This window comes from Herbaspirillum sp. C9C3, from assembly GCF_013359625.1.
Classification (GTDB): domain Bacteria; phylum Pseudomonadota; class Gammaproteobacteria; order Burkholderiales; family Burkholderiaceae_D; genus Herbaspirillum.
In genome coordinates this window covers 164,428-186,947 of record NZ_JABFMQ010000003.1, presented here as the reverse complement: position 1 = coordinate 186,947, position 22,520 = coordinate 164,428, and the positions used below count along the sequence as shown (strand labels likewise).

Here is a 22,520-nt window from a genome sequence, read left to right as displayed (position 1 = left end):
CATGCTGCTCTGGCTTGCACAGAATTTTCAACAGGATTTCGGCTTTCTGCGCCTGTTCAACTTCATCACCTTCCGCGCGGTCTTCGCCACGCTGACGGCGCTGTTGATCGGCATGATCGCCGGCCCTGCCGTGATCCGCATGCTCACCCGCATGAAGGTCGGCCAGGCCGTGCGCACCGATGGACCGCAGACCCACCTGATCAAGTCCGGCACCCCCACCATGGGCGGCGTGCTGATCCTGATCGGCATCGGCGTTTCCACCCTGCTGTGGGCGGACCTGTCCAACCGTTTCGTGTGGATCGTGCTGATCGTCACGCTCGGGTTCGGCGCCGTCGGTTGGGTCGATGACTACCGCAAGGTGGTCTATCGCGATCCGGAAGGCATGCGCTCGCGCGAAAAATATTTCTGGCAATCGCTGATCGGACTGGTGGCGGCGTTCTACCTGGCCTTCTCGGTTTCCGAAGTGAGCAACCTGAAGGTCTTCGACCTCTTCGTCGCCTGGGTGCGTTCCGGCTTCAGCCTGGACCTGCCGCCCAAGGCCGACCTGATCGTGCCCTTCTTCAAGACCGTGACCTATCCGCTGGGCGTGTGGGGCTTCATCGCGCTGACCTATTTCGTCATCGTCGGCACCAGCAATGCGGTCAACCTGACCGATGGTCTGGATGGCCTGGCCATCATGCCCACCGTGCTGGTGGGGGCGGCCCTGGGCCTGTTCGCCTACCTGACCGGCAACGCGGCCTACGCCAAGTACCTGTTCATCCCGCACATCCCGGGTGCCGGCGAACTGCTCATCTTCTGCGGCGCCATGGGTGGCGCGGGCCTGGCCTTCCTCTGGTACAACGCCTACCCGGCGCAGGTGTTCATGGGCGACGTCGGCGCGCTGGCGCTGGGTGGTGCGCTGGGCACCATCGCCGTCATCGTGCGCCAGGAAATCGTGCTCTTCATCATGGGCGGCATCTTCGTGGTGGAGACGCTCTCGGTGATGATCCAGGTGGCCTATTTCAAGTACACGAAGAAGCGCTTCGGCACTGGCCGTCGCGTGCTGTTGATGGCACCCCTGCATCACCACTACGAACAGAAGGGCTGGAAGGAAACCCAGGTGGTGGTGCGGTTCTGGATCATCACCATGATGCTGGTACTGGTCGGCCTGTCGACCCTGAAGCTGCGGTAAACAGGCGATATGAAGAAAAACGGCGCCCCTTGTGACGAAATGCAGGAGGCGCCTTCGTGGTTGGCAGGGCTGGGCCCTGCATGGCAAGACCTTGATGAAGAAGTGAGTCGGAAAACAAGATGAATTACTCGGGCAAACACGTTCTGGTGCTCGGACTCGGCGAGTCCGGCCTGGCAATGGCGCGGTGGCTGGTCTACTGCGGCGCCGGCGTGCGCGTGGCCGATACCCGTAGCGAAGCGGCGCTGGCCGAGCGCCTGGCGGCCTTGCGCGCCGACGCGCCCGAGGCCGAGGCTGTGCTGGGCCAGGCACTGGCCCCCTCGTTGCTGGAGGGAATCGATTTCGTCGCCGTCAGTCCCGGCCTGGCTCCCGCAGGCGAGCTGGCCCCGCTGATGCCGGCCATCGCCGAGCGCGGCCTGCCGCTGTGGGGCGAGATCGAACTGTTCGCCCAGGCCCTGGCCGCCCTGCGCGAAGAGACCCTGTATCAACCCAAGGTGCTGGCCATCACCGGCACCAACGGCAAGACCACCGTGACCCGCCTGACCGGTCTTTTATGCGAGCGTGCCGGGCTGTCGGTGCAGGTGGCAGGCAACATCAGCCCGGCTGCGCTGGATGTGCTGCGTGAAGCCGTGATCAAGGACAAGATCTTCCTGGCCGAACTGGCCGAGCAGGATGCCCGCGACGCGGCCCAGGCCGCAGCCGAAGCCGAGGCACAAGCGGCCCAACAGGCCGTACTGGACGCCCGCCAGGCCGCCGAGGCCGAGAAGCATCGCCGTGCTGCGGCCAGCATCGAGCAGGCCGCCGCGATTGCCGTGCCGGTCCTGCAGGCGCAGCCCGAGGTGGCCGCGCCAGCGCCTGAACCGGCGCCGCAGGGAGAACTGCTGGCCAGCGAGGAACCCCCGCACGAAGTTGCCGAGCACACGGTACCGGATACCGGGCAGCCCTCCGAGGCCACCCTGGACGTGGCCTCCGACGTGGTGCCGCAAGCCGATATGGCGGCCCCCGCCACCACGGGCGAAGCCATGAACCTGGGCGACTTCATGGAAGTCTCGCGCAAGGCCGAGGAAGATGCGCTGGTGGAAGTGCCTCCGCCGCCGCCACCGGAGCCGAGCTATCGCGGTTCCCTGCCGCAGGCCTGGGTGCTGGAGCTCTCCAGCTTCCAGCTGCACACCACGCACAGCCTGCAGCCGCATGCCGCCACCGTCCTGAACCTGACCCAGGACCACCTGGACTGGCACGGCAGCATGGACAACTACGCCGCCGACAAGGCCCGCATCTTCGGCCAGGACACCGTACGCGTGCTCAACCGCGATGACGCACTGGTGATGGAGATGAGCGCCGCCGCTGCGCCGCTGTCCACCTTCGGTCTGGACGAACCGTCCACCCCCAACAGCTTCGGCCTGGTCAATGACAATGGCATGCTGTGGCTGGCCAATGCCTTCGTGCATGAAGACGATGAAGTCCCGGAAGGCAAGCGTCGCCGCAAGCAGAAGGACATGCTGCCGCCGCCGGTGACCGTCAAGCGCCTCATGCCTGCCGATGCCCTGCGCATCCGTGGCGCCCACAACGCCATGAATGCGCTGGCCGCGCTGGCCTTGTGCCGCGCCGTCGATCTGCCGATGGCGCCGCTGCTGCACGGTCTGCGCGACTACACGGGCGAACCGCACCGGGTGGAACTGGTCGGCGTGATCCAGGACGTCGAGTACTACGACGATAGCAAGGGCACCAATGTCGGCGCCACCGTGGCTGCGCTCAATGGACTGGGTTTGGGTGGTCGTCCCAACCGCATCGTGCTGATCGCCGGTGGTGATGGCAAGGGTCAGGACTTTTCGCCGCTGGATCTGCCGGTGCAGAAATACGCCCGCGCCGTCTTGCTGATCGGTCGCGACGGCCCCGCCGTGCGCGCGGCCCTGGCCGACAGCGGTGTCGAACTCATCGATTGTGCCAGCCTGGAAGCGGCCGTGGAAAAGGCCGGTGAACTCGCCGCCGCCGGCGATATCGTGCTGCTCTCGCCGGCCTGCGCCAGCCTGGACATGTTCCGCAACTATGCCCATCGCGCCGAGGTCTTCGTGGACGCGGTGCGCGAACTGGCGCTCTCGCGCGGTGAGGTGCTGGCATGAAACTGGGCCTGTCCTCGGTGCGCAACTGGCTGGGCGGCTTGAAACAGGCCGCGCCGGTGGCCGCCGGTCGCGCCCGCAGCAGCCGTGGCAGCGCATCGGGCAGCATCGGCTTCGAGCAGCGCTCGCGCATGATGGAATACGACCAGCCGCTGATCTGGGTGGTCCTGCTGTTGATGCTGTTCGGCATGGTGATGGTGTATTCGGCCTCGGTGGCATTGCCGGACTCGCCCAAGTACGCATCCTATTCGAATTACCACTTCCTGATCCGCCAGGCGATCTTCATCGTGCTCTCCATCGTGGCCGGTGCGGTGGTCTTCCGCGTGCCCATCGAGACCTGGCAGAAGTGGGCGCCCTATCTCTTTTCCATCACGCTGATCCTGCTGCTGATGGTGCTCATTCCGGGCGTGGGCAAGGGGGTCAATGGTGCCAAGCGCTGGCTCTCGCTGAAGATCATCAACCTGCAGCCCTCCGAACTGATGAAGCTCTTCATCGTGCTGTACGCCGCCGACTACACGGTGCGCAAGCAGGCGGTGATGCACAAGCTGGTCAAGGGCTTCTTCCCCATGGCCGCCGCCGTCGGCCTGGTCGGCCTGCTGTTGCTGCTGGAGCCTGACCTGGGTGCTTTCGGCGTGATTGTCTGCATCGCCATGGGCATCCTGTTCCTGGGCGGCATCAACGGCGTCTGGTTCGGCGGTATCGGGGCTACCCTGGTGGGGGTGTTCTCGCTGGTCATCGTCACCTCGCCGTGGCGGCGCGAGCGCATTTTTGCCTATCTGAATCCCTGGGAGGAAGAAAACGCGCTGGGCAAGGCCTATCAGTTGTCGCATTCGCTGATCGCCTTCGGGCGCGGCGAACTGTTCGGCGTCGGGCTGGGCGGCAGCGTGGAAAAGCTGCATTACCTGCCCGAAGCGCATACCGACTTCCTGCTCGCCGTCATCGGCGAGGAGCTCGGTTTCGTCGGGGTGCTGGTGGTGGTGTTGCTGTTCTACTGGCTGGTCAAGCATTCCTTCGAGATCGGTCGCCAGGCCATCGCGCTGGACCTCACCTTTGCCGGCCTGGTGGCCAAGGGCATCGGTATCTGGCTGGGCGTGCAGGCCTTCATCAACATGGGCGTGAACCTCGGCCTGCTGCCGACCAAGGGGCTGACGCTGCCGCTGATGAGTTATGGCGGTTCGGGTGTGCTGTTGAATTGCGTGGGCCTGGCCATCCTGCTGCGCATCGATTACGAAAACCGGGTACTCATGCGCGGAGGCCGTCCATGAGCGCGCCGCGCAAGTTGCTCATCATGGCCGCCGGTACCGGCGGCCACATCTTCCCTGGTCTGGCGATCGCCGACACCATGCGCGCGCGCGGCTGGCAAGTGAGCTGGCTGGGCACCACGCACGGCATGGAGCGCGAGCTGGTGCCGCGCCATGGCGTGGAGATGGACAGCATTGTCTTCGCCGGCCTGCGCGGCAAGGGGCTGCTGCATACGGTCAAGGGGATGTGGCGTCTGCTGGCAAGCTTCCTGCATTGCCATGCCATCCTCGGCCGTCGTCGTCCCGATGTGGTGCTGGGCATGGGCGGCTACGTCACCGTACCGGGCGGCGTGATGGCGCGCCTGCGCGGCAAGCCGCTGGTGCTGGTCAATGCGGATGCGGCACTGCTGCTGTCGAACAAGACCCTGGCGCCGATGGCGACCAAGCTTCTCTTTGGCTTCCCGGCAGATTTCGGCCGTGCGGCGGGCAAGGCCGAGGTCACCGGCAATCCGGTGCGCAAGGAAATCATCGCGCTGCCGCAGCCGGCCCAACGTTACGCCGGCCGCAGCGGCCCGCTGAAGATTCTGGTGGTGGGCGGCAGCCTGGGCGCCAAGGTCTTGAACGACAACGTGCCCGCCGCGCTGGCGAAGCTGCCTGCCCAGTTGCGTCCGCAAGTGACGCACCAGTCGGGCAAGCAGCATATCGCCGCCTTGCGCGCAGCCTACGAGGCCGCAGGCGTGCAGGCCGAAGTGGTCGATTTCATCGACGACATGCCGCGCCGCTATGCCGAGGCCGATCTGGTGATCTGCCGCGCCGGGGCCATCACGGTCTCCGAGCTGACGGCTGCGGGCGTGGCCAGCGTGTTGGTGCCGCTGGCGGTATCGACCACCTCGCACCAGATCGACAATGCGAAGTGGATGGCACGGAACAAGGCGGCGATTCACTTGCCGCAACGCGAACTGACGCCGGATCACCTGGCCGGTTTGCTGCAGAAACTGGACCGCGCTGCATGCCATGACATGGCACAGGCGGCATACGAACAAGGCCGGCGCGACGCCAACGAGGCAATCGCGCGCGTGCTGGAAGGACTGGTAACACCATGAAGCATCGCGTCAAGAACATTCATTTCGTGGGTATCGGCGGCTCAGGCATGAGCGGTATCGCCGAAGTGCTGCTCAACCTCGGCTATGGCGTCTCAGGCTCCGACCTGGGCAGCAATGCCGCCACCCAGCGCCTGGCGCAGCTGGGCGCCAACATCCGCTATGGCCATGCGGCCGAGAACATCGAAGGCGCTGACGCCATCGTCACCTCCACCGCCGTCAGGGGCGACAACCCGGAAGTGCTGGCCGCGCGCAAGAAGCACATCCCCATCGTGCCGCGCGCGGTGATGCTGGGTGAACTGATGCGCCTGAAGAAGGGCATTGCCATTGCCGGCACCCACGGCAAGACCACCACCACCAGCCTGGTGGCCAGCGTGCTGGCCCAAGGCGGACTGGACCCGACCTTCGTCATCGGTGGCCGCCTCACCAGCGCCGGCGCCAATGCCAAGCTGGGCACCGGTGAATTCATCGTGGCCGAAGCCGATGAGTCGGATGCGTCCTTCCTCAACCTGACGCCCGTGATCGAAGTCATCACCAACATCGATGCCGATCACATGGAAACCTACAACCATGACTTCGCGCGTCTGAAACAGGCCTTCGTCGAGTTCACCCAACGCCTGCCGTTCTACGGTGTGGCCGTGCTGTGCCTGGATGATCCGCACGTGCGCGAGATCATGCCCATGGTCTCCAAGCCCATTCTGACCTACGGCTTCCATGACGACGCCGACGTGCGCGCCATCGAGGCCCGCGCCGTGGATGGCAAGATGGAATTCACCGTGATCCAGGACGGCTACGCACCCATGCAGGTGAGCCTGAACCAGCCCGGCATGCACAACGTGCAGAATGCCTGCGCCGCCATCGCCATTGCCCGTGAACTGGATGTGGATGATGCCGCCACCCAGAAGGCGCTGACCGAATTCAACGGTGTAGGCCGCCGCTTTACCCGCTATGGCGAGGTGCCGATCACCGATGCGCAGGGCAATCCCGCTGGCCACTTCACGCTGGTGGACGATTACGGCCATCACCCGGTCGAGACCGCCGCCACCATCGCCGCCGCCCGTGGCGCCTATCCCGGCCGCCGCCTGGTGCTGGCCTTCCAGCCGCACCGCTATACCCGTACGCGCGATCTGTTCGAGGATTTCGTCAAGGTACTGTCCTCACCCGATGTGCTGGTGCTGGGTGAAGTGTATTCCGCCGGTGAAGCCCCCATCGTGGCCGCCGATGGCCGTTCGCTGGCGCATGCGCTGCGCGCGGCCGGCAAGGTGGAGCCGGTCTTCGTGGACGACATCGGCGACATGCCCGAGACCATCCGCAACGTGGTGCGCGACGGCGACGTCGTCATGACCATGGGGGCTGGATCGATTTCCGCCGTACCGGGGCGTTTGGTCGCGCACGCCGGTGGCAAGAACGAACAGGGGGCCGCATGATCAGCCAGGACCAGATCAAGGCCTTCGGCCGCGTCGGCGTGCTCTTCGGTGGTCGTTCCGCCGAGCGCGAAGTGTCGATGATGTCGGGCAATGGCGTCTTGCAGGCCCTGCGCAGCAAGGGCGTGGATGCGCATCCCTTCGATCCGGCTGAGCGCAGCCTGGGTGAATTGCAGGCCGAGAAATTCGACCGCGTCTTCATCGCCCTGCATGGCCGCTATGGCGAAGACGGCACGCTGCAAGGTGCGCTGGAACAGATGGGCTTGCCCTATACCGGCCCGGGCGTGATGGCCTCCAGCATCGCCATGGACAAGATCATGACCAAGCGCATCTGGCTCTCGCATGCTCTGCCCACGCCGCGCTTCCTGAGCCTGGATGCCAAGGCCACCTCGCGCGAGCAATTGCGCGTGGTGCCCGACGAGCTGGGTTTGCCGCTGATGCTCAAGGCGCCGCATGAAGGCTCGACCATCGGCATTGCCAAGGTCAACGGCTATTCCGACATGCAGGTGAGTTTCGAGATGTGCGCCCGCTATGACAGCGTGGTGCTGGCCGAGGAATTCATCCGTGGCCGTGAACTGACGGTGCCGGTACTGGGGCAGGGACGCGATGCGCGGGCCTTGCCGGTCATCGAGATCTGCGCGCCGGATGGCAACTACGACTACCAGAACAAGTATTTCACCGACGACACGAAATATTATTGCCCCGCCCCTCTGGATGCGGAACTGACGCGCCATATCCAGGATCTGGCGGTACGGGCTTTCAATGCGTTGGGTTGCCGTGGCTGGAGCCGCGTGGACTTCATGCTGCGTGAGGCGGATGGAAAGGCTGAGCCTTACCTGATCGAAATCAACACCTCGCCCGGCATGACCGGCCATTCGCTGGTACCGATGGCGGCCAAGGCGGTGGGCATGAGCTATGAAGACCTGTGCTGCGAGATTTTGGCGATGGCCGCGCTGGACATGAGGCCATCGAAGGACTGGACGCCGCAGGCGGGCCAGCCGTGATGGTCCGGGTTTAAGGAAGAACGCGTCGATGTGGCAGGACGTCAAGATGCTCAACGCCATCAGCAGTGCGCTTTTTGCGCTGGTGCTGCTGGCCCTGGTGGCATCGGGTTTGTGGTGGGTAGCGCAGCGGCCGATGTTTACGCTGCACACGATACGCATCGAATCAGCCAGTGATATGCCGCTGGAGAAGGTCAATGCCTTGACGGTGCGGGCCACTGCGGTGCCGCGCATCCATGGCAATTTCTTCACGGCCGACCTGACGGCGGTGCGCGCGGCCTTCGAAGCCGTGCCCTGGGTGCGCAAGGCCATGGTGCGGCGTGAATGGCCGGACCGGCTGGTGGTGAAGATCGAGGAACACAAGGCCCTGGGTACCTGGGGCGAAGATGGCAAGTTGTTGTCGCAGAAGGGTGACGTGTTCACCGCCAACCTGGCCGAGGCCGAGGATGACGGTGAGCTGCTGGAGTTCGATGGCCCCCCCGGCAGCGAGAAGCAGGTGGTGGCGCGACTGGCCTTGTTCCGTCAGTGGTTCGCGCCCATCAAGCTGGAGCCGGAGTCGGTGGTGCTGTCGAACCGCTATGCCTGGACCGTACGGCTGGACAATGGCATGACGGTCGAGCTGGGCCGCGAGCAGGGCGATGCGATATTGAAGGAACGGGTGGCGCGGCTGGTGGCGGCATATCCGCAGCTGATGGAACGATTGCAGGGAAAGATAGAAAGCGTCGACCTGCGCTATCCCAACGGGATGGCCTTGAAGGCGGATGGCCTGGTGCTGGCGGCAATGAACGGGAAAAAGAAATAAGCGGAACGCTATGACAAAAGACGCAAAAAATCTGATCGTCGGTCTGGACATCGGCACCTCGAAAGTGGTGGCGGTGGTGGCCGAGGTGCTGCCCGATGGCCGCCATGAAGTGATCGGGCTGGGGCAGTCCGAATCCAAGGGGCTCAAGAAGGGCGTGGTCGTCAACATCGAGGCCACCGTCGAATCGATACAGCGCGCCCTGGAAGAAGCCGAGCTGATGGCCGACTGCAAGATCCGCAATGTCTACACGGGCATCGCCGGCAGTCACATCCGCAGCTTCAATTCCAGCGGCATGGTCGCCATCAAGGACAAGGAAGTGACCGCCGCCGACGTCTCGCGCGTGATCGAGACCGCCAAGGCCGTCAACATCCCGACCGACCAGCAGCTGCTGCACACGGTCCCGCAGGAATTCATCGTCGACAACCAGGAAGACGTGCGCGAGCCCATCGGCATGAGCGGTATCCGCCTGGAAGTGAAGGTGCACATCGTCACCGGTGCGGTTTCCGCCGTGCAGAACATCGTCAAGTGCGTGCGCCGTTGCGGTCTGGAAGTCTCCGACCTGATCCTGCAACCGATGGCCTCGGCCGATTCGGTGCTGACCACGGATGAGCGCGAACTGGGCGTGGTGCTGGTCGACATCGGTGGCGGCACCACCGATGTGGCGGTCTTCACCGAAGGCGCGATCCGTCATACCGCGGTGATCCCGATTGCCGGTGACCAGATCACCAACGACATCGCCATGGCCCTGCGCACCCCCACGCTGGAAGCCGAAGAGATCAAGCTGCGCTATGGCGTGGCCAAGCAGATCCTGGCCGATCCGACCGAGACGCTGGAAGTGCCCGGCCTGGGCGACCGCAATCCGCGCACCCTGTCGCGCCAGGCGCTGGCCGCCGTCATCGAGCCGCGCGTCGAAGAGCTGTTTGCGCTGGTGCATCAGGTGGTGCGCGAGTCGGGTTATGAAGAGGTGCTGTCCTCGGGCATCGTGCTCACCGGTGGCTCGGCAATGATGCCGGGCATGACCGAACTGGCCGAAGACATCTTCCTGAAACCGGCGCGCCTGGGCACGCCCGAATACAGCGGCCAGCTGGCTGACGTGGTACGCAGCCCGCGCTACTCGACCGTATTGGGCCTGCTGCAGGAAGCCAAGAAACAGTATCTGCGCGGCTACATCGTGACCCGCCAGGAAGGTTCGGTCAAGGCGGTCTGGCAGCGCATGAAGGAGTGGTTCCTCGGCAATTTCTGAACCCTTCGCGAGGGCCGTCGCGTGCGGCCATCGAGGAATGCTTCAGGATGTAAAAGCATTGGTTGTTGCTGGCGGTTCAGTTGTAGGGTTCTGGCAGTAAAAAAATGATGAAGACCGCAGCAAATTTGCAGCAGGGTTTTCTTGGAATAGCGGTATCAAGGCATCATTCGCAGTATTCGCAGCATTGGCAGTACGGCATTAGAAGAAACAACAGGGAATCAAGTACATAGACAGCAGTGATCAGTTGCTAGTCGTCACACCGCGTGATGCCTATCAACTGCCAGCTGCAGGACACATATATTTTAAGGAGTCATCATGGAAATCGATATGGTCGACAATGCGACGCTGGGTACGATCATCAAGGTCGTGGGCGTTGGCGGTGCTGGCGGCAATGCCGTGCAGCACATGATTAACAAGGGTGTGTCCGGCGTCGAATTCATCGCCGCCAACACGGATGCCCAGGCACTGAAGCAATCCAAGGCGCACAACGTCATCCAGATCGGCGACACCGGTCTGGGCGCCGGCATGCAGCCCGACGTCGGTCGTCGGCTGGCCGAGGAAACCCGGGCCCGCATCGAAGACTCCCTGCGCGGCGCGCACATGGTCTTCATCGCCGCCGGCATGGGCGGCGGCACCGGCACCGGTGCTGCTCCGGTGGTGGCGCAGGTGGCCAAGTCGCTGGGCGCACTGACGGTGGCCGTGGTCTCCAAGCCCTTCTCCTACGAAGGCCAGAAGTGCATGGACATCGCCGATGCCGGACTGGAAGAGCTGACCCAGCACGTCGATTCGCTGATCATCATCCTCAATGAAAAACTGGAAGAGATCTACGAAGACGACAGCATGATCGAATGGCTGTCTCACGCCGATGACGTGTTGAACAATGCGGTGGCCGGTATCGCCGAAATCATCAACGTGCCCGGCCACATCAACGTCGACTTCAACGACGTCAAGACCATCATGGGCGAGCAGGGCAAGGCCATGATGGGCACCGCTACCGCTGCCGGTGTCGACCGCGCCCGCGTGGCCGCCGAGCAGGCCGTGGCTTCGCCGCTGCTCGATGGCATCGATTTGTCCGGCGCGCGCGGCGTGCTGGTCAACGTCACTGCCAGCCGCAGCCTCAAGGGCAAGGAAATCAAGGAAGTCATGGCCACCGTGCGCGCCTTCGCCGCACCGGACGCCTCGATTGCCCAGGGCATCGCCTACGATGACAGCATGGGTGACGAGATCCGCGTGACCGTCGTGGCCACCGGCCTGGGCCGTGCCCGCAAGGCCGTGCAGCTGGTGCAGACCCCGGTCATGCGCACCGGTACCCACAACGAGCCGATGATGGCCGTCGGTGGCGCCATGCCGCAAGGTACGGCACAACCGGCCGGTGCCACTTTCGGTGGTCTGAAGGCCCCGGCCGTGTGGCGTCGCGAGTCGGCTTCGGACACCGTGCGCGCCCTGGAAAAGAACGGCATGGAAACCTACGACATCCCGGCCTTCCTGCGCAAGCAGGCGGACTGATCGTCGTTGTCGAGGAGCGGTCGGCGGCTTCAAAGCAGGCCGGCCGGTTCCAAGGCATACTAACGCCGCGCCACGTGCGCGGCGTTTTTTCGTGCGCAGCGTGCCGGCAATTCATCTGCTGAATCGATCAATCGCGGCAGAGGCATCTGTTTCACCACTTAATTCACAGTCCTACAACCAGACGAGGAAACACCATGACCATCAAGATCGGCGACCGCCTGCCCGAAGGCACCCTGACCGAATTCATCGAGACCGAAACCGAAGGCTGCAGCCTGGGGCCCAATGCCTTCAAGGTGTCGGACCTGGTCAAGGGCAAGAAGATCGCCCTGTTCGCACTGCCCGGCGCCTTCACCCCGACCTGTTCGGCCAAGCACGTGCCGGGCTACATCGCCCTGGCCGACCAGTTCAAGGCCAAGGGTGTGGATGAGATCTGGTGCCTCTCGGTCAACGACGCCTTCGTCATGGGCGCCTGGGGCCGCGACCAGAAGGCCACCGGCATCGTGCGCATGTTCGGTGACGGCAGCGCCACCTTCACCAAGGCCCTGGGCATGGAATTCGACCTGACCGAACGCAACATGGGGGTGCGCTCGCAGCGCTATTCCATGCTGCTCGACGACGGCGTGGTCAAGCAACTGAACCTGGAAGCCCCGGGCAAGTTCGAAGTCTCCAACGCCGAAACCCTGCTGGCCCAGCTGGGCTGATGCGTCCGGGGAGCTCCCCGGCCAGGCAGTGAGCGCAAGACGGCATGCTGCGGCATGCCGTTTTTCCTGGGGGAAAGGTATTCATCGATCTGATTGCTCAATACCCCCGCCGTCGCCTGTTTTACAGATAGGAACGATTTGCAACAAAGCCGTACCATACGGGGCGGGGCCGGGGCATCTTGGCTATAATGACCGGATGTTGAAACAGCGCACAATCAAGAATCTGGTCAAGACCACGGGCGTGGGCCTGCACTCCGGCACCAAGGTCGAGCTGACCCTGCGTCCGGCGGCAGCCGATACCGGCATCCTGTTTCGCCGCGTGGATCTGGACCCGGTGGTCGAGCTGCCGATGATCGCTACCGGCGTGGGCGATACCCGCATGGCTTCGACCCTGACCAAGGATGGCGCCAAGGTGTCCACCGTCGAGCACCTGCTGTCGGCCTGCGCCGGCCTGGGCATCGACAATCTCATCATCGATCTGACCGCCGAAGAAATCCCCATCATGGATGGCTCGGCTTCGTCCTTTGTCTTCCTGCTGCAGCAGGCTGGCCTGCAGGAGCAGAACGCGCCCAAGAAATTCATCCGCGTGAAAAAGCCCGTGGAAGTGCGTGAAGGCAGCGGCGACAAGGAAAAATGGGCGCGTCTTGAACCGTACGACGGTTTCCGCCTGAAGTTCTTCATCGAATTCAATCACCCGGCCGTGGACGGCACCGGGCAGGTGGCCGAGGTCGATTTCGGCATCGACTCCTACGTCAAGGAAATCGCCCGCGCGCGCACCTTCGGTTTCATGCAGGATGTGGAAACCCTGCGCGGCATGGGCCTGGCCCGTGGCGGTTCCTTCGAGAACGCCATCGTCATGGATGAGTACCGCATCCTCAATGCCGACGGCCTGCGCTACGACAACGAGTTCGTGCGCCACAAGATCCTGGATGCCATCGGCGACCTGTACATCATCGGCCATCCGCTGCTGGCCAGCTACGATGCCCACAAGTCCGGCCACGGCCTGAACAATCTGCTGTTGCGTGAACTGCTCTCGCAACCGGATGCCTATGAAATCGTCAGTTTCGACCAGCTCGACCAGGCACCGCAGACCTATGTGATGCAGGCCCAGCAGGAGTGGGCACTGAACTGACCGATCCCCGCATCGACCCCATGAACGAACGCCCCGGCCTGGACCGGGGCGTTTGGTTTTCTGGCGATCTGACGAAAGAAATCTCGTAAATTTTTTATAAGGATTTCGTCAAGCGGCTATTTTCCCTCGGGAAATGGCGGATCTTCGCCTGCCTGTTTGGCCAATATGCGCTGGTCGCGGCGGCGTATCATGGCGTCGATGGCTTCCTTCAAGCCTTGGCTGCGCGGGTCGCGCGCCAGCGTACTGCTGAGTTCGGCAAAGGAGGAGAGGGCGTTTTCGGTCAGTTCCAGCACCCGTTTGGGCGCTGGGGGAGGGGCCGTCCGGCCAACTTGCACTTTGATTCGGATTGAATTAACCTGCCATCCGTCCTTCAGCAGGCGGTCCTGCAGCTTCGGGGTTTGCTGCTTCAACCGTGCCGCCAGCGCTGCATTGGGCGCGCTCATGACCAGCACGCCAGCTTCAAACTGCAAGATCTGACACGCGGCAAACATCGCCGGCAAGCTCGCGGCGACCGACTGCTGCAGCGTGCCCATGCGAGCCAGGGCGGGCAAGAGCGCCGCCATCGTCGAATTCGACCGCAAGAAATCCGCGGCTCCCTTCGTGCTCTTCGCCATGCGTTGGGCGCTCGTGGGAGCGGGCCGATAAGGGGTAAACGTAGATGGGACCTTCATCTTTAAACCTTATCACATCCGGTGTCTGACCGGCCGGAGACCAAGGAGCAAAGATGCAAATTATCCTGCTGCACCCCCGCTTTACCAAAGCCCGGTCTGTCACCCTCGGGACCCGGCACCTGCTGCTGATGATGTTGCTGCTGGTGGTGCTGATCGCCGCTTCCTCGCTGGGGATCACCTACTTCCTGATCAACAAGGCCACCGATCCGGATGCCGCGCCCATGTTGCACAAGCTGGCCGTCTCGATGAGCCAGGAAGAAGATGGCCGCAACGAGAAATTCCTCAAGGAAAACCTCGCCATGATGGCCGTGAAGGTCGGCGAGATGCAGGCCCAGATGATGCGTCTGGATGCCCTGGGCGAGCGGGTGCAGGGCCTGGCCGGCATCCGCCCCGAGGAATTCAACTTCAAGGAGTCACCCGGTCGCGGCGGCGCCGAAGTCTCCAGCCTGGCCGGACCCGGCCGCGACGTCGGCATGGACGAGCTGCGCCGCATGCTCGACACCCTGGCCGTGGACGCCGGTCACCGCACCGACTACCTCAACGCCGTCGAATCCACCCTGATGGGCGACAAGATCAAGTCGCGCCTGTTGCCGACCAATCAACCGGTCAACGTGGCCTACAACTCGTCGAGTTTCGGCTGGCGCCTGGACCCCTTCACCGGCCACAACGCCTTCCACGAGGGCCTGGACTTCCCGGCACCGGTGGGCACCCCCATCGTGGCCGCCGCCGCCGGGGTGGTGATCGCGTCCGAATATCATTACCAGTTTGGCAACATGCTGGAAATCGACCACGGCAACAACATCATCACCCGCTACGCCCACGCCTCGCGGCTGTACGTGAAGGTGGGCGACATCGTCAAACGCGGTCAGCGCGTGGCCGATGTGGGTTCGACCGGGCGTTCGACCGGGGCGCACCTGCATTTCGAGGTACGTATCCGGGGCGTGGCCCAGGATCCGCGCAAGTTCCTGGCCTTGGGCGCCACCGGCGGCAACCAGCCCAAGCAGTTGCCGGTCTTCGTGGCGGGGCGCTAGGCCGGACGGGTGTTTCCGGCCAGGCGAGCCGTCTGCAGGCCGCATTCCCGGCAAATTGCTGCATGCCGGGCAAGCGCAATATGGCGATTTCTGCCAAATTGCGTCCCCCCATTGAAACCTTGCAAACACGCCCGATCTAAAGCGAATGCTGCGCGTGGCCGCCCCGGCGAGCCAATGCCTTCGGCCTGCGTGCTAGAATCCATGGTTTATTTTCGGGCGTTATCGGCTGGAATCCCGCGAGCCGGGAGCCCAACGTCATTCTGCCGGATCGTTCATCGGCGCTTTTATAGAATCCAAGCATGTCATTCCTGACCAAGATTTTCGGCAGCCGTAACCAGCGACTGCTCAAACAATATCAAAAAATCGTCCGCCAGATTAATGCGCTGGAGCCGTCGGTCGAGAAGCTGAGCGACGCCGAACTGCAAGCCAAGACGCCCGAATTCAAGCAACGCATCGCCGGCGGCGAGGCGCTGGACGCGATCCTGCCGGAAGCCTTCGCGGTCTGCCGTGAAGCTTCCCGTCGCGTACTCAAGATGCGCCACTTTGACGTTCAGCTCATCGGCGGCATGGCGCTGCACTTCGGCAAGATCGCCGAAATGCGCACCGGTGAAGGCAAGACCCTGATGGCAACCCTGCCGGCCTACCTCAATGCCCTGGCCGGCAAGGGTGTCCACGTGGTGACCGTCAACGACTACCTGGCCCAGCGCGATGCCGAAGACATGGGTCGCCTCTACAGCTGGCTGGGCCTGACCACCGGCGTGAACCTGTCGCAGATGGAACACGACGTCAAGCAGGAAGCCTACGCCGCCGACATCACCTACGGTACCAACAACGAGTTCGGTTTCGACTACCTGCGCGACAACATGGTCTTCGACGCCGATGACCGCGTGCAGCGCGCCCTGAACTTCGCCATCGTCGACGAAGTGGACTCGATCCTGATCGACGAAGCGCGTACCCCGCTGATCATCTCCGGTCAGGCCGAGAACCACACCGAGCTGTATCACAAGATCAACGCCGTACCGCCGCTGCTGACCCTGCAGATCGGTGAGGAAACCCCGGACGGCAAGGGCAAGATCGAAGTCCCCGGCGACTACACCAAGGACGAGAAGAGCCACCAGGTGCTGCTGACCGAAGCCGGTCACGACAAGGCCGAGGAAATCCTCACCCAGATGGGCCTGCTGCCCGAAGGCGCCTCGCTTTATGATGCCGCCAACATCACCCTGATCCACCATCTGTATGCCGCCCTGCGTGCACACACCCTGTATCACCGCGACCAGCACTACGTGGTGCAGAACGGTGAAGTGGTGATCGTCGACGAATTCACCGGCCGCCTGATGACGGGCCGTCGCTGGTCCGACGGCCTGCATCAGGCCGTCGAAGCCAAGGAAGGCGTGAAGATCCAGAACGAGAACCAGACCCTGGCCTCGATCACCTTCCAGAACTACTTCCGCATGTATGCCAAGCTGTCCGGCATGACCGGTACGGCCGATACCGAAGCCTACGAATTCCAGGAAATCTATCACCTGGAAACCGTGGTGATCCCGCCCAACCGTCCCAATGCCCGCAAGGACCGCCAGGACCAGGTCTACAAGACCGCGCAAGAGAAGTACATGGCCATGGTCAAGGACATCCAGGACTGCTACGAGCGCGGCCAGCCCGTGCTGGTGGGCACCACCTCGATCGAGAATTCGGAACTGCTCTCGGGCATCCTGACCAAGTCCAAGCTGCCGCACAATGTCCTGAACGCCAAGCAGCACGCGCGTGAAGCGGAGATCGTGGCGCAGGCCGGCCGTCCCAAGATGATCACCATTGCCACCAACATGGCCGGTCGCGGTACCGACATCGTGCTGGGCGGCAACGTGGGCAAGCAGATCCAGCTGATCGAAGCCGACGAGTCCCTGTCGGAGGCCGACAAGGCCGCCAAGTCGCAGCAGCTGCGCGATGAATGGCAGTCCCTGCACGACCACGTGGTCAATGCCGGCGGCCTGCACATCATCGGCACCGAGCGTCACGAATCGCGCCGCGTGGACAACCAGCTGCGTGGCCGTTCGGGCCGCCAGGGCGATCCGGGTTCCTCGCGCTTCTACCTGTCGCTGGACGATGCGCTGCTGCGCATCTTCGCCGGTGACCGCGTGCGCGCCATCATGGACCGCCTGAAGATGCCCGAAGGCGAACCGATCGAAGCCGGCATCGTGAGCCGCTCCATCGAGTCGGCCCAGCGCAAGGTGGAAGCCCGCAACTTCGACATCCGCAAGCAATTGCTGGAATACGACGACGTCGCCAACGACCAGCGCAAGGTCATCTACCAGCAGCGCAACGAGTTGCTGGAGTCGGTCGAGATGGCCGAGATGATCGCCTCCCTGCGCGAAGGTGTCTTCACCGACCTGTTCCGCCAGTACGTGCCGGCCGAGTCGATGGAAGAGCAGTGGGATATCCCCGGCCTGCAAGCCGTGCTCAACAACGAATGGCAGCTCGAGGTCGATCTGGAAGCCCTGCTCAAGGACGAGCCCGACATGGCCGACGACGAGCTGCTGGAGCGCCTGCTCACCGCCGCCAAGGATGCCTACGAATCCAAGGTGGCCGTGGTTGGCGTGGAGGCCTTCGCCGGCTTCGAGCGCAGTGTCATGCTGCAGAGCATCGACAACCACTGGCGCGAACACCTGGCCGCGCTGGATCACCTGCGCCAGGGCATCCACCTGCGCGGCTATGCGCAGAAGAACCCCAAGCAGGAATACAAGCGCGAAGCGTTTGAGCTGTTCGCCCAGATGCTGGACCTGATCAAGAACGAAGTCATCAAGGTCGTCATGACCGTGCGCATCCAGAGTCGCGAAGAAATCGAAGCGGCCGAGGAAAGCATGTCCGGTGGCTCGCCCATCAACGTCAACTACCAGCACGCCGACTTCGATCCCGAAGCGGCGCCGGAAGAACTGCTGGCACCGACCGCGCAGGCCGGGTCCGAGGACGATGGTTCGGAATACCCCAAGGTCGGCCGCAACGATCCCTGCCCCTGCGGCAGCGGCAAGAAGTACAAGCAGTGCCACGGCAAGCTGGCCTGAACCAGAGTCCCCGGTTCGGCCGCAAACTGGCCAGATGTGAAGAGGCTGTCCACCCAAGCGGGTGGGCGGCCTTTTTTACATCCTGCAGGTGAAGGCTTCTGCAAAATTGCCCCGGCTCCCCTTATGATGAGCGCTCCGGCAGCCAACGCCTGCCGCCCAGGAGAACAAGAAGATGTCCCTCGCCAAGATGTTTCGTGCGTCCCGTTCCGGCTTCACTGCCACCGCCATCGCCGTCCTGCTGGCCGGCTGCGCTTCCTCGCCGCTACCGCAATGGCGCGACAGCGACAACCCGGGCTACGCGCCCATCACTCCCTCCATCCCGGTGACCAACACCGGCGTGCCCGCCGTGGCCATCAGCACGGCTGCGCCCACGCGTGCGGCACTGGTGGAAGCGGCCAAGGCCGAGTGGGATTTCTTCGGCAACCAGCAGATCGACATGCGCCATGAGCCCTTCAGCGCCCCGCGCCTGGGCTTGCTGGAAGACGAGGGCGAGGCCGTGCAGCGGGTGGCCGAATATTGGCACGCGGTCGGCAAGAACCTGACCGGTGCGGACTGCCAGCAAGCCTGGTCGGCTGCCTTCATTTCCTGGCTGATGGTGAGCACCAATGTGCCGCCCCAGGATTTCGCGCCCAGCGAAACCCATTTCAATTACCTCAGTTTCCTCAAGGAGCGGCAGTCACGCCCCTCGCCGCAATTCGTCCTGCGCCCCCCCGAGAGCGAGCCGATTGCACCCGGCGACCTACTCTGCGCCCCGCGCGGCAACAACAACATCACCTCCATTGACGAGATCCGTCCCGGTCTGGCGGGCCACTGCGATATGGTGGTGGAGGTGCATGCCGATGATGGCTGGGCCGGGGTGATCGGCGGCAATGTCTTCAATTCGGTGTCCGAATCCCTGATCCCGGTGGATGAGCAGGGCCGCGCCCAGCCGATTGCGGCGCGTCCCTGGCTGGTGGTGGTCAAGAATCTGCTGCCCTGATGCGCAGGCTGTCATGCTGATACTGGCCAAGCTGCTGTTGGGTCCGCTGTTGCTGGCGCAGGCCAGACGCCTGCGCAAGACCGCGCTGCGGCTGCCGGAAGCGGCCGGTCCGCGCAGCGGCGTGGAGTTCGCTCCCCTGCGCGGGACGCTGGTGGCTGAACCTTTGCGCGTGCTGGTGGTGGGCGACTCTTCCGCAGCGGGCGTCGGCGTCGAGCATCAGGAGCAAGCCCTGGCCCAGCCGCTGGCACGCCAGCTGGCCGTGCGCACCGGCCATCCGGTGGCCTGGCAGCTGGTGGCGCAGAGCGGTGTCAATTCGCTGGAAGCGCTGGATCTGCTGGGACGCCACGAGATCGGCCCGGCCACCGTGCTGGTGGTGGCGCTGGGAGTGAACGATGTCACCTCGCAGATGAGTCCGCAGCGCTACGTGGCCAACCTGCGCCTGCTGTGCGAGCGTCTGATGGCGCAGGCCGGGGTGGAGCACATCGTCTTTTCGGGCTTGCCGCCCATGCACCTGCTGCCGGTGGCGCCGCAGCCGCTGCGCTGGTACCTGGGCCGCTATGCGCGCAAGCTGGACCGGGCGCTGCGCGACTGGATCGGCGCCGACGCCGCGCTGCGCTACTGCTCGCTGCAATGGGCGCTGCCGCATGAGATGGCCATCGACCGCTTCCACCCTGGCCATGGCCAATATGCAGAATGGGCGAGGATGAGCGCCGAGATCATCGAAAGCGAGTTCCTGCGTCATCAGCCGGTGACGGAAAGTGTTTAAAATACGCGTTCCGATTTTTACGCTGAAAGCTCGCCATGGCCGTCAATTCCCCGATTCCCGTTCCTTCTGACCTGAAAGCCGTTGCCGGCATCGAACTCGGCCATGCCGAAGCGGGCGTGCGCAAGGCCAATCGCAAGGACGTGCTGGTCATGAAGCTGGCCGAGACCGCCACTGTGGCGGGCGTCTTCACCAAGAACCGCTTCTGCGCCGCCCCGGTGCAGATCTGCCAGGCCAACCTGGCGCAGCTGAGCGCCGGCAAGCCCATCCGCGCCCTGGTGATCAACACCGGCAACGCCAACGCCGGCACTGGCGAAGAAGGCCTGCAGCGCGCCAAGTCGGTCTGCGCCGCGCTGGCCCGGCAGATGGGTGTGGAGCCGCAGCAGATCCTGCCGTTCTCCACCGGCGTGATCCTGGAGCCGCTACCGGCCGACCGCATCATCGCGGGCCTGCCGCAAGCCATCGGCAACCTGAAGGCCGACAACTGGTTCAATGCGGCCGAGTCCATCATGACCACCGACACCCAGCCCAAGGCCGCTTCGCGTACGCTCACCATCGGTGGCAAGCAAGTGGTGATGACCGGCATCAGCAAGGGTGCTGGCATGATCAAGCCCAACATGGCCACCATGCTGGGTTTCCTGGCCTTCGACGCGAAGCTGCCGCAGGCACTGCTGAACCAGCTGGTCAAGGATGCCGCTGACCATTCCTTCAACTGCATCACCATCGATGGCGATACCTCGACCAACGATTCCTTCATCCTGATGGCCACCGGTGCCGGCGAACTGGAGATCACCAGCGCCGACAGCGAGGAATACAAGCAACTGGCCGCGGCCGTCACCGACCTGTCGCAGCACCTGGCGCACCAGATCGTGCGCGATGGCGAAGGCGCGACCAAGTTCATCGAAGTGGCCGTGGAAGACGGCAAGAGCATCGAGGAATGCCGCCAGATCGCCTATTCCATCGGCCATTCTCCGCTGGTCAAGACCGCCTTCTTCGCCTCCGACCCGAACCTGGGCCGCATCCTGGCCGCCATCGGCTATGCCGGTATCGATGATCTGGATGTGTCGAAGATCAACCTGTGGCTGGACGACGTGTGGGTCGCCAAGGATGGTGGCCGCAACCCGGATTACCGCGAAGAAGACGGCCAGCGCGTCATGAAGAAGGCGGAGATCGTGGTGCGCGTGAAGCTGGCGCGCGGCACCGCCAAGGCCTCCATCTGGACCTGCGACCTGTCGCATGACTACGTGTCGATCAACGCCGACTATCGTTCCTGAGCATCGCCATGACCCAGCTAGATCAATTCCTGCAGCGTGCCGAAGCCTTGCTGGCGCGCGTCGAAGCCATCCTGCCCAACGCCGCCGCCCGTGAACCGGACTGGAACGCCGCCGTCGCCTTCCGCTGGCGCGGCGCCACCGCGCAGCGTGCCGGTTACCTGCAGGCGGTGGGCCACATCTCCAGGATCGGCCTGTCGGACCTGCACAATATCGGTCCGCAAAAGGAACAGATTGACCAGAACACCCGCCAGTTCGTCGAAGGCCGCCCGGCCAACAACGTACTGCTGACCGGTGCGCGCGGTACCGGCAAGTCCTCGCTCATCAAGGCTTGCCTGAACCAGTACGCCGACCGTGGCCTGCGCTTGATCGAGGTGGACAAGGATGACCTGCACGACCTGCAGGACATCGTCGAGCTGGTGGCCTCGCGCCCGGAGCGCTTCATCGTCTTCTGCGACGATCTTTCCTTCGAGGAAGGCGAGGGCGGTTACAAGGCCCTGAAGGTGGCGCTGGACGGCAGCATCGCCGCACAGTCGGACAACGTGCTGATCTACGCCACCTCCAACCGTCGCCACCTGATGCCGGAGCGCCTCTCCGACAACAGCACCTATACCCACACCGAGGACGGCGACCTGCATCCCGGCGAGACGGTGGAAGAAAAGATTTCGCTCTCCGAGCGCTTTGGCCTGTGGGTGACCTTCTACCCCTTCAAGCAGGATGATTTCCTGGACATCGTGGCGCACTGGCTGCGCCACTTCGGTTGCAACGATGCCCAGATCGCCGACGCCCGCGCCGATGCCCTGCGCTGGGCCCTGCAACGCAGCTCGCGCTCGGGCCGCGTGGCCTGGCAGTTTGCGCGCGACTACGCGGGCAAGGCGCAAGGCTGATGGCGGCGACGCCATCCAGGCCCATCGACGTGGCCGTGGGCATCCTGATGCAGCCCAATGGCGACGTGCTGCTGGGCCAGCGTCCGGAAGGCAAGCCCTATGCAGGCTACTGGGAATTCCCCGGTGGCAAGGTGGAGCAGGGGGAAAGCATCTTCGCGGCCTTGCAGCGCGAGTTCAAGGAAGAACTGGGTATCGAGGTGCTCGATGGCGAACCCTGGTGCGGCGTCGAGCATGTCTATCCGCATGCCCATGTGCGTCTGCATTTCTACATCAGCCGCCAGTGGCGCGGCCAGCCGCAGAGCTTGGAAGGCCAGGCCTTTGCCTGGCAGGGCGGTGTGGACGTGGCGCCACTGCTGCCGGCCACCATCCCGCTGATCCAGTGGCTGGATCAGCTCAGGTACGGCGACAAAGGCTGAAAATAGGCGGG

Annotated in this window: 19 protein-coding genes; 18 read left to right on the top strand and 1 reads right to left on the bottom strand. The window is 63.8% G+C overall.

Annotated features, from left to right (window positions below; genetic code table 11):
- Position 1 precedes the first annotated feature (1 nt).
- The 11 genes from mraY to lpxC all read left to right on the top strand — a co-directional run bounded on the left by mraY (position 2) and on the right by lpxC (position 13,435).
- Positions 2–1,171: a phospho-N-acetylmuramoyl-pentapeptide-transferase gene (mraY, locus tag HNO82_RS04865; RefSeq protein WP_008334527.1), complete on the top strand. Its 1,170-nt coding sequence runs from the start codon at positions 2–4 to the stop codon at positions 1,169–1,171.
- Positions 1,172–1,290: 119 nt separating this feature from the next.
- Positions 1,291–3,288, top strand: a complete 1,998-nt coding sequence (gene murD, locus HNO82_RS04860; RefSeq protein WP_175342926.1) for a UDP-N-acetylmuramoyl-L-alanine--D-glutamate ligase — start codon at positions 1,291–1,293, stop codon at positions 3,286–3,288.
- Positions 3,285–4,550: a putative lipid II flippase FtsW gene (ftsW, locus tag HNO82_RS04855; protein ID WP_175342925.1), complete on the top strand. Its 1,266-nt coding sequence runs from the start codon at positions 3,285–3,287 to the stop codon at positions 4,548–4,550. The genes murD and ftsW overlap by 4 nt, the downstream gene beginning before the upstream one ends.
- On the top strand, positions 4,547–5,629 hold the full coding sequence (gene murG / locus HNO82_RS04850) for an undecaprenyldiphospho-muramoylpentapeptide beta-N-acetylglucosaminyltransferase (protein WP_008334531.1): 1,083 nt from the start codon (positions 4,547–4,549) through the stop codon (positions 5,627–5,629). Before ftsW ends, murG begins: the two co-directional genes overlap by 4 nt.
- Positions 5,626–7,053, top strand: a complete 1,428-nt coding sequence (gene murC / locus HNO82_RS04845; protein WP_175342924.1) for a UDP-N-acetylmuramate--L-alanine ligase — start codon at positions 5,626–5,628, stop codon at positions 7,051–7,053. Before murG ends, murC begins: the two co-directional genes overlap by 4 nt.
- A complete protein-coding gene (locus tag HNO82_RS04840) occupies positions 7,050–8,054 on the top strand; it encodes a D-alanine--D-alanine ligase (protein ID WP_008334541.1) in 1,005 nt (334 codons plus the stop codon). Before murC ends, HNO82_RS04840 begins: the two co-directional genes overlap by 4 nt.
- 28 nt (positions 8,055–8,082) lie before the next feature.
- Entirely contained in the window at positions 8,083–8,853 is a 771-nt protein-coding gene (locus tag HNO82_RS04835) for a cell division protein FtsQ/DivIB (RefSeq protein ID WP_008334542.1), read from the top strand.
- Between the two features lie 10 nt (positions 8,854–8,863).
- Positions 8,864–10,096: a cell division protein FtsA gene (gene ftsA / locus HNO82_RS04830; protein WP_008334543.1), complete on the top strand. Its 1,233-nt coding sequence runs from the start codon at positions 8,864–8,866 to the stop codon at positions 10,094–10,096.
- 315 nt (positions 10,097–10,411) lie between these two features.
- Complete coding sequence (gene ftsZ / locus HNO82_RS04825) at positions 10,412–11,602, top strand: cell division protein FtsZ (protein ID WP_175342923.1); 1,191 nt, start codon at positions 10,412–10,414, stop codon at positions 11,600–11,602.
- A 194-nt stretch (positions 11,603–11,796) separates the two neighbouring features.
- The gene (locus HNO82_RS04820) at positions 11,797–12,303 is read left to right on the top strand and encodes a peroxiredoxin (RefSeq protein WP_175342922.1); all 507 of its coding nucleotides are present in this window, start codon (positions 11,797–11,799) and stop codon (positions 12,301–12,303) included.
- 196 nt (positions 12,304–12,499) lie between these two features.
- Complete coding sequence (gene lpxC, locus HNO82_RS04815; RefSeq protein WP_008334548.1) at positions 12,500–13,435, top strand: UDP-3-O-acyl-N-acetylglucosamine deacetylase; 936 nt, start codon at positions 12,500–12,502, stop codon at positions 13,433–13,435.
- A gap of 116 nt (positions 13,436–13,551) precedes the next feature.
- On the opposite strand, the gene HNO82_RS04810 is transcribed toward lpxC, so the two are convergent.
- A complete protein-coding gene (locus HNO82_RS04810; RefSeq protein ID WP_175342921.1) occupies positions 13,552–14,106 on the bottom strand; it encodes a DciA family protein in 555 nt (184 codons plus the stop codon).
- 53 nt (positions 14,107–14,159) lie between these two features.
- Here HNO82_RS04810 and HNO82_RS04805 point away from each other — a divergent pair, with 53 nt between their 5' ends.
- The 7 genes from HNO82_RS04805 to HNO82_RS04775 all read left to right on the top strand — a co-directional run bounded on the left by HNO82_RS04805 (position 14,160) and on the right by HNO82_RS04775 (position 22,509).
- Positions 14,160–15,137, top strand: a complete 978-nt coding sequence (locus HNO82_RS04805) for a M23 family metallopeptidase (RefSeq protein WP_008334553.1) — start codon at positions 14,160–14,162, stop codon at positions 15,135–15,137.
- Between the two features lie 299 nt (positions 15,138–15,436).
- Positions 15,437–18,193: a preprotein translocase subunit SecA gene (gene secA, locus HNO82_RS04800; RefSeq protein ID WP_175342920.1), complete on the top strand. Its 2,757-nt coding sequence runs from the start codon at positions 15,437–15,439 to the stop codon at positions 18,191–18,193.
- 172 nt (positions 18,194–18,365) lie between these two features.
- On the top strand, positions 18,366–19,172 hold the full coding sequence (locus HNO82_RS04795) for a DUF2272 domain-containing protein (RefSeq protein WP_175342919.1): 807 nt from the start codon (positions 18,366–18,368) through the stop codon (positions 19,170–19,172).
- 13 nt (positions 19,173–19,185) lie between these two features.
- The gene (locus HNO82_RS04790; protein ID WP_175342918.1) at positions 19,186–19,938 is read left to right on the top strand and encodes an SGNH/GDSL hydrolase family protein; all 753 of its coding nucleotides are present in this window, start codon (positions 19,186–19,188) and stop codon (positions 19,936–19,938) included.
- A gap of 35 nt (positions 19,939–19,973) precedes the next feature.
- Positions 19,974–21,209 (top strand): bifunctional glutamate N-acetyltransferase/amino-acid acetyltransferase ArgJ, encoded by a 1,236-nt coding sequence (gene argJ / locus HNO82_RS04785; RefSeq protein ID WP_175342917.1) that lies wholly within the window; start codon positions 19,974–19,976, stop codon positions 21,207–21,209.
- Between the two features lie 8 nt (positions 21,210–21,217).
- Positions 21,218–22,093, top strand: a complete 876-nt coding sequence (locus tag HNO82_RS04780) for an ATP-binding protein (RefSeq protein WP_008334570.1) — start codon at positions 21,218–21,220, stop codon at positions 22,091–22,093.
- On the top strand, positions 22,093–22,509 hold the full coding sequence (locus tag HNO82_RS04775; protein ID WP_175342916.1) for an NUDIX domain-containing protein: 417 nt from the start codon (positions 22,093–22,095) through the stop codon (positions 22,507–22,509). Before HNO82_RS04780 ends, HNO82_RS04775 begins: the two co-directional genes overlap by 1 nt.
- Positions 22,510–22,520: the final 11 nt, after the last annotated feature.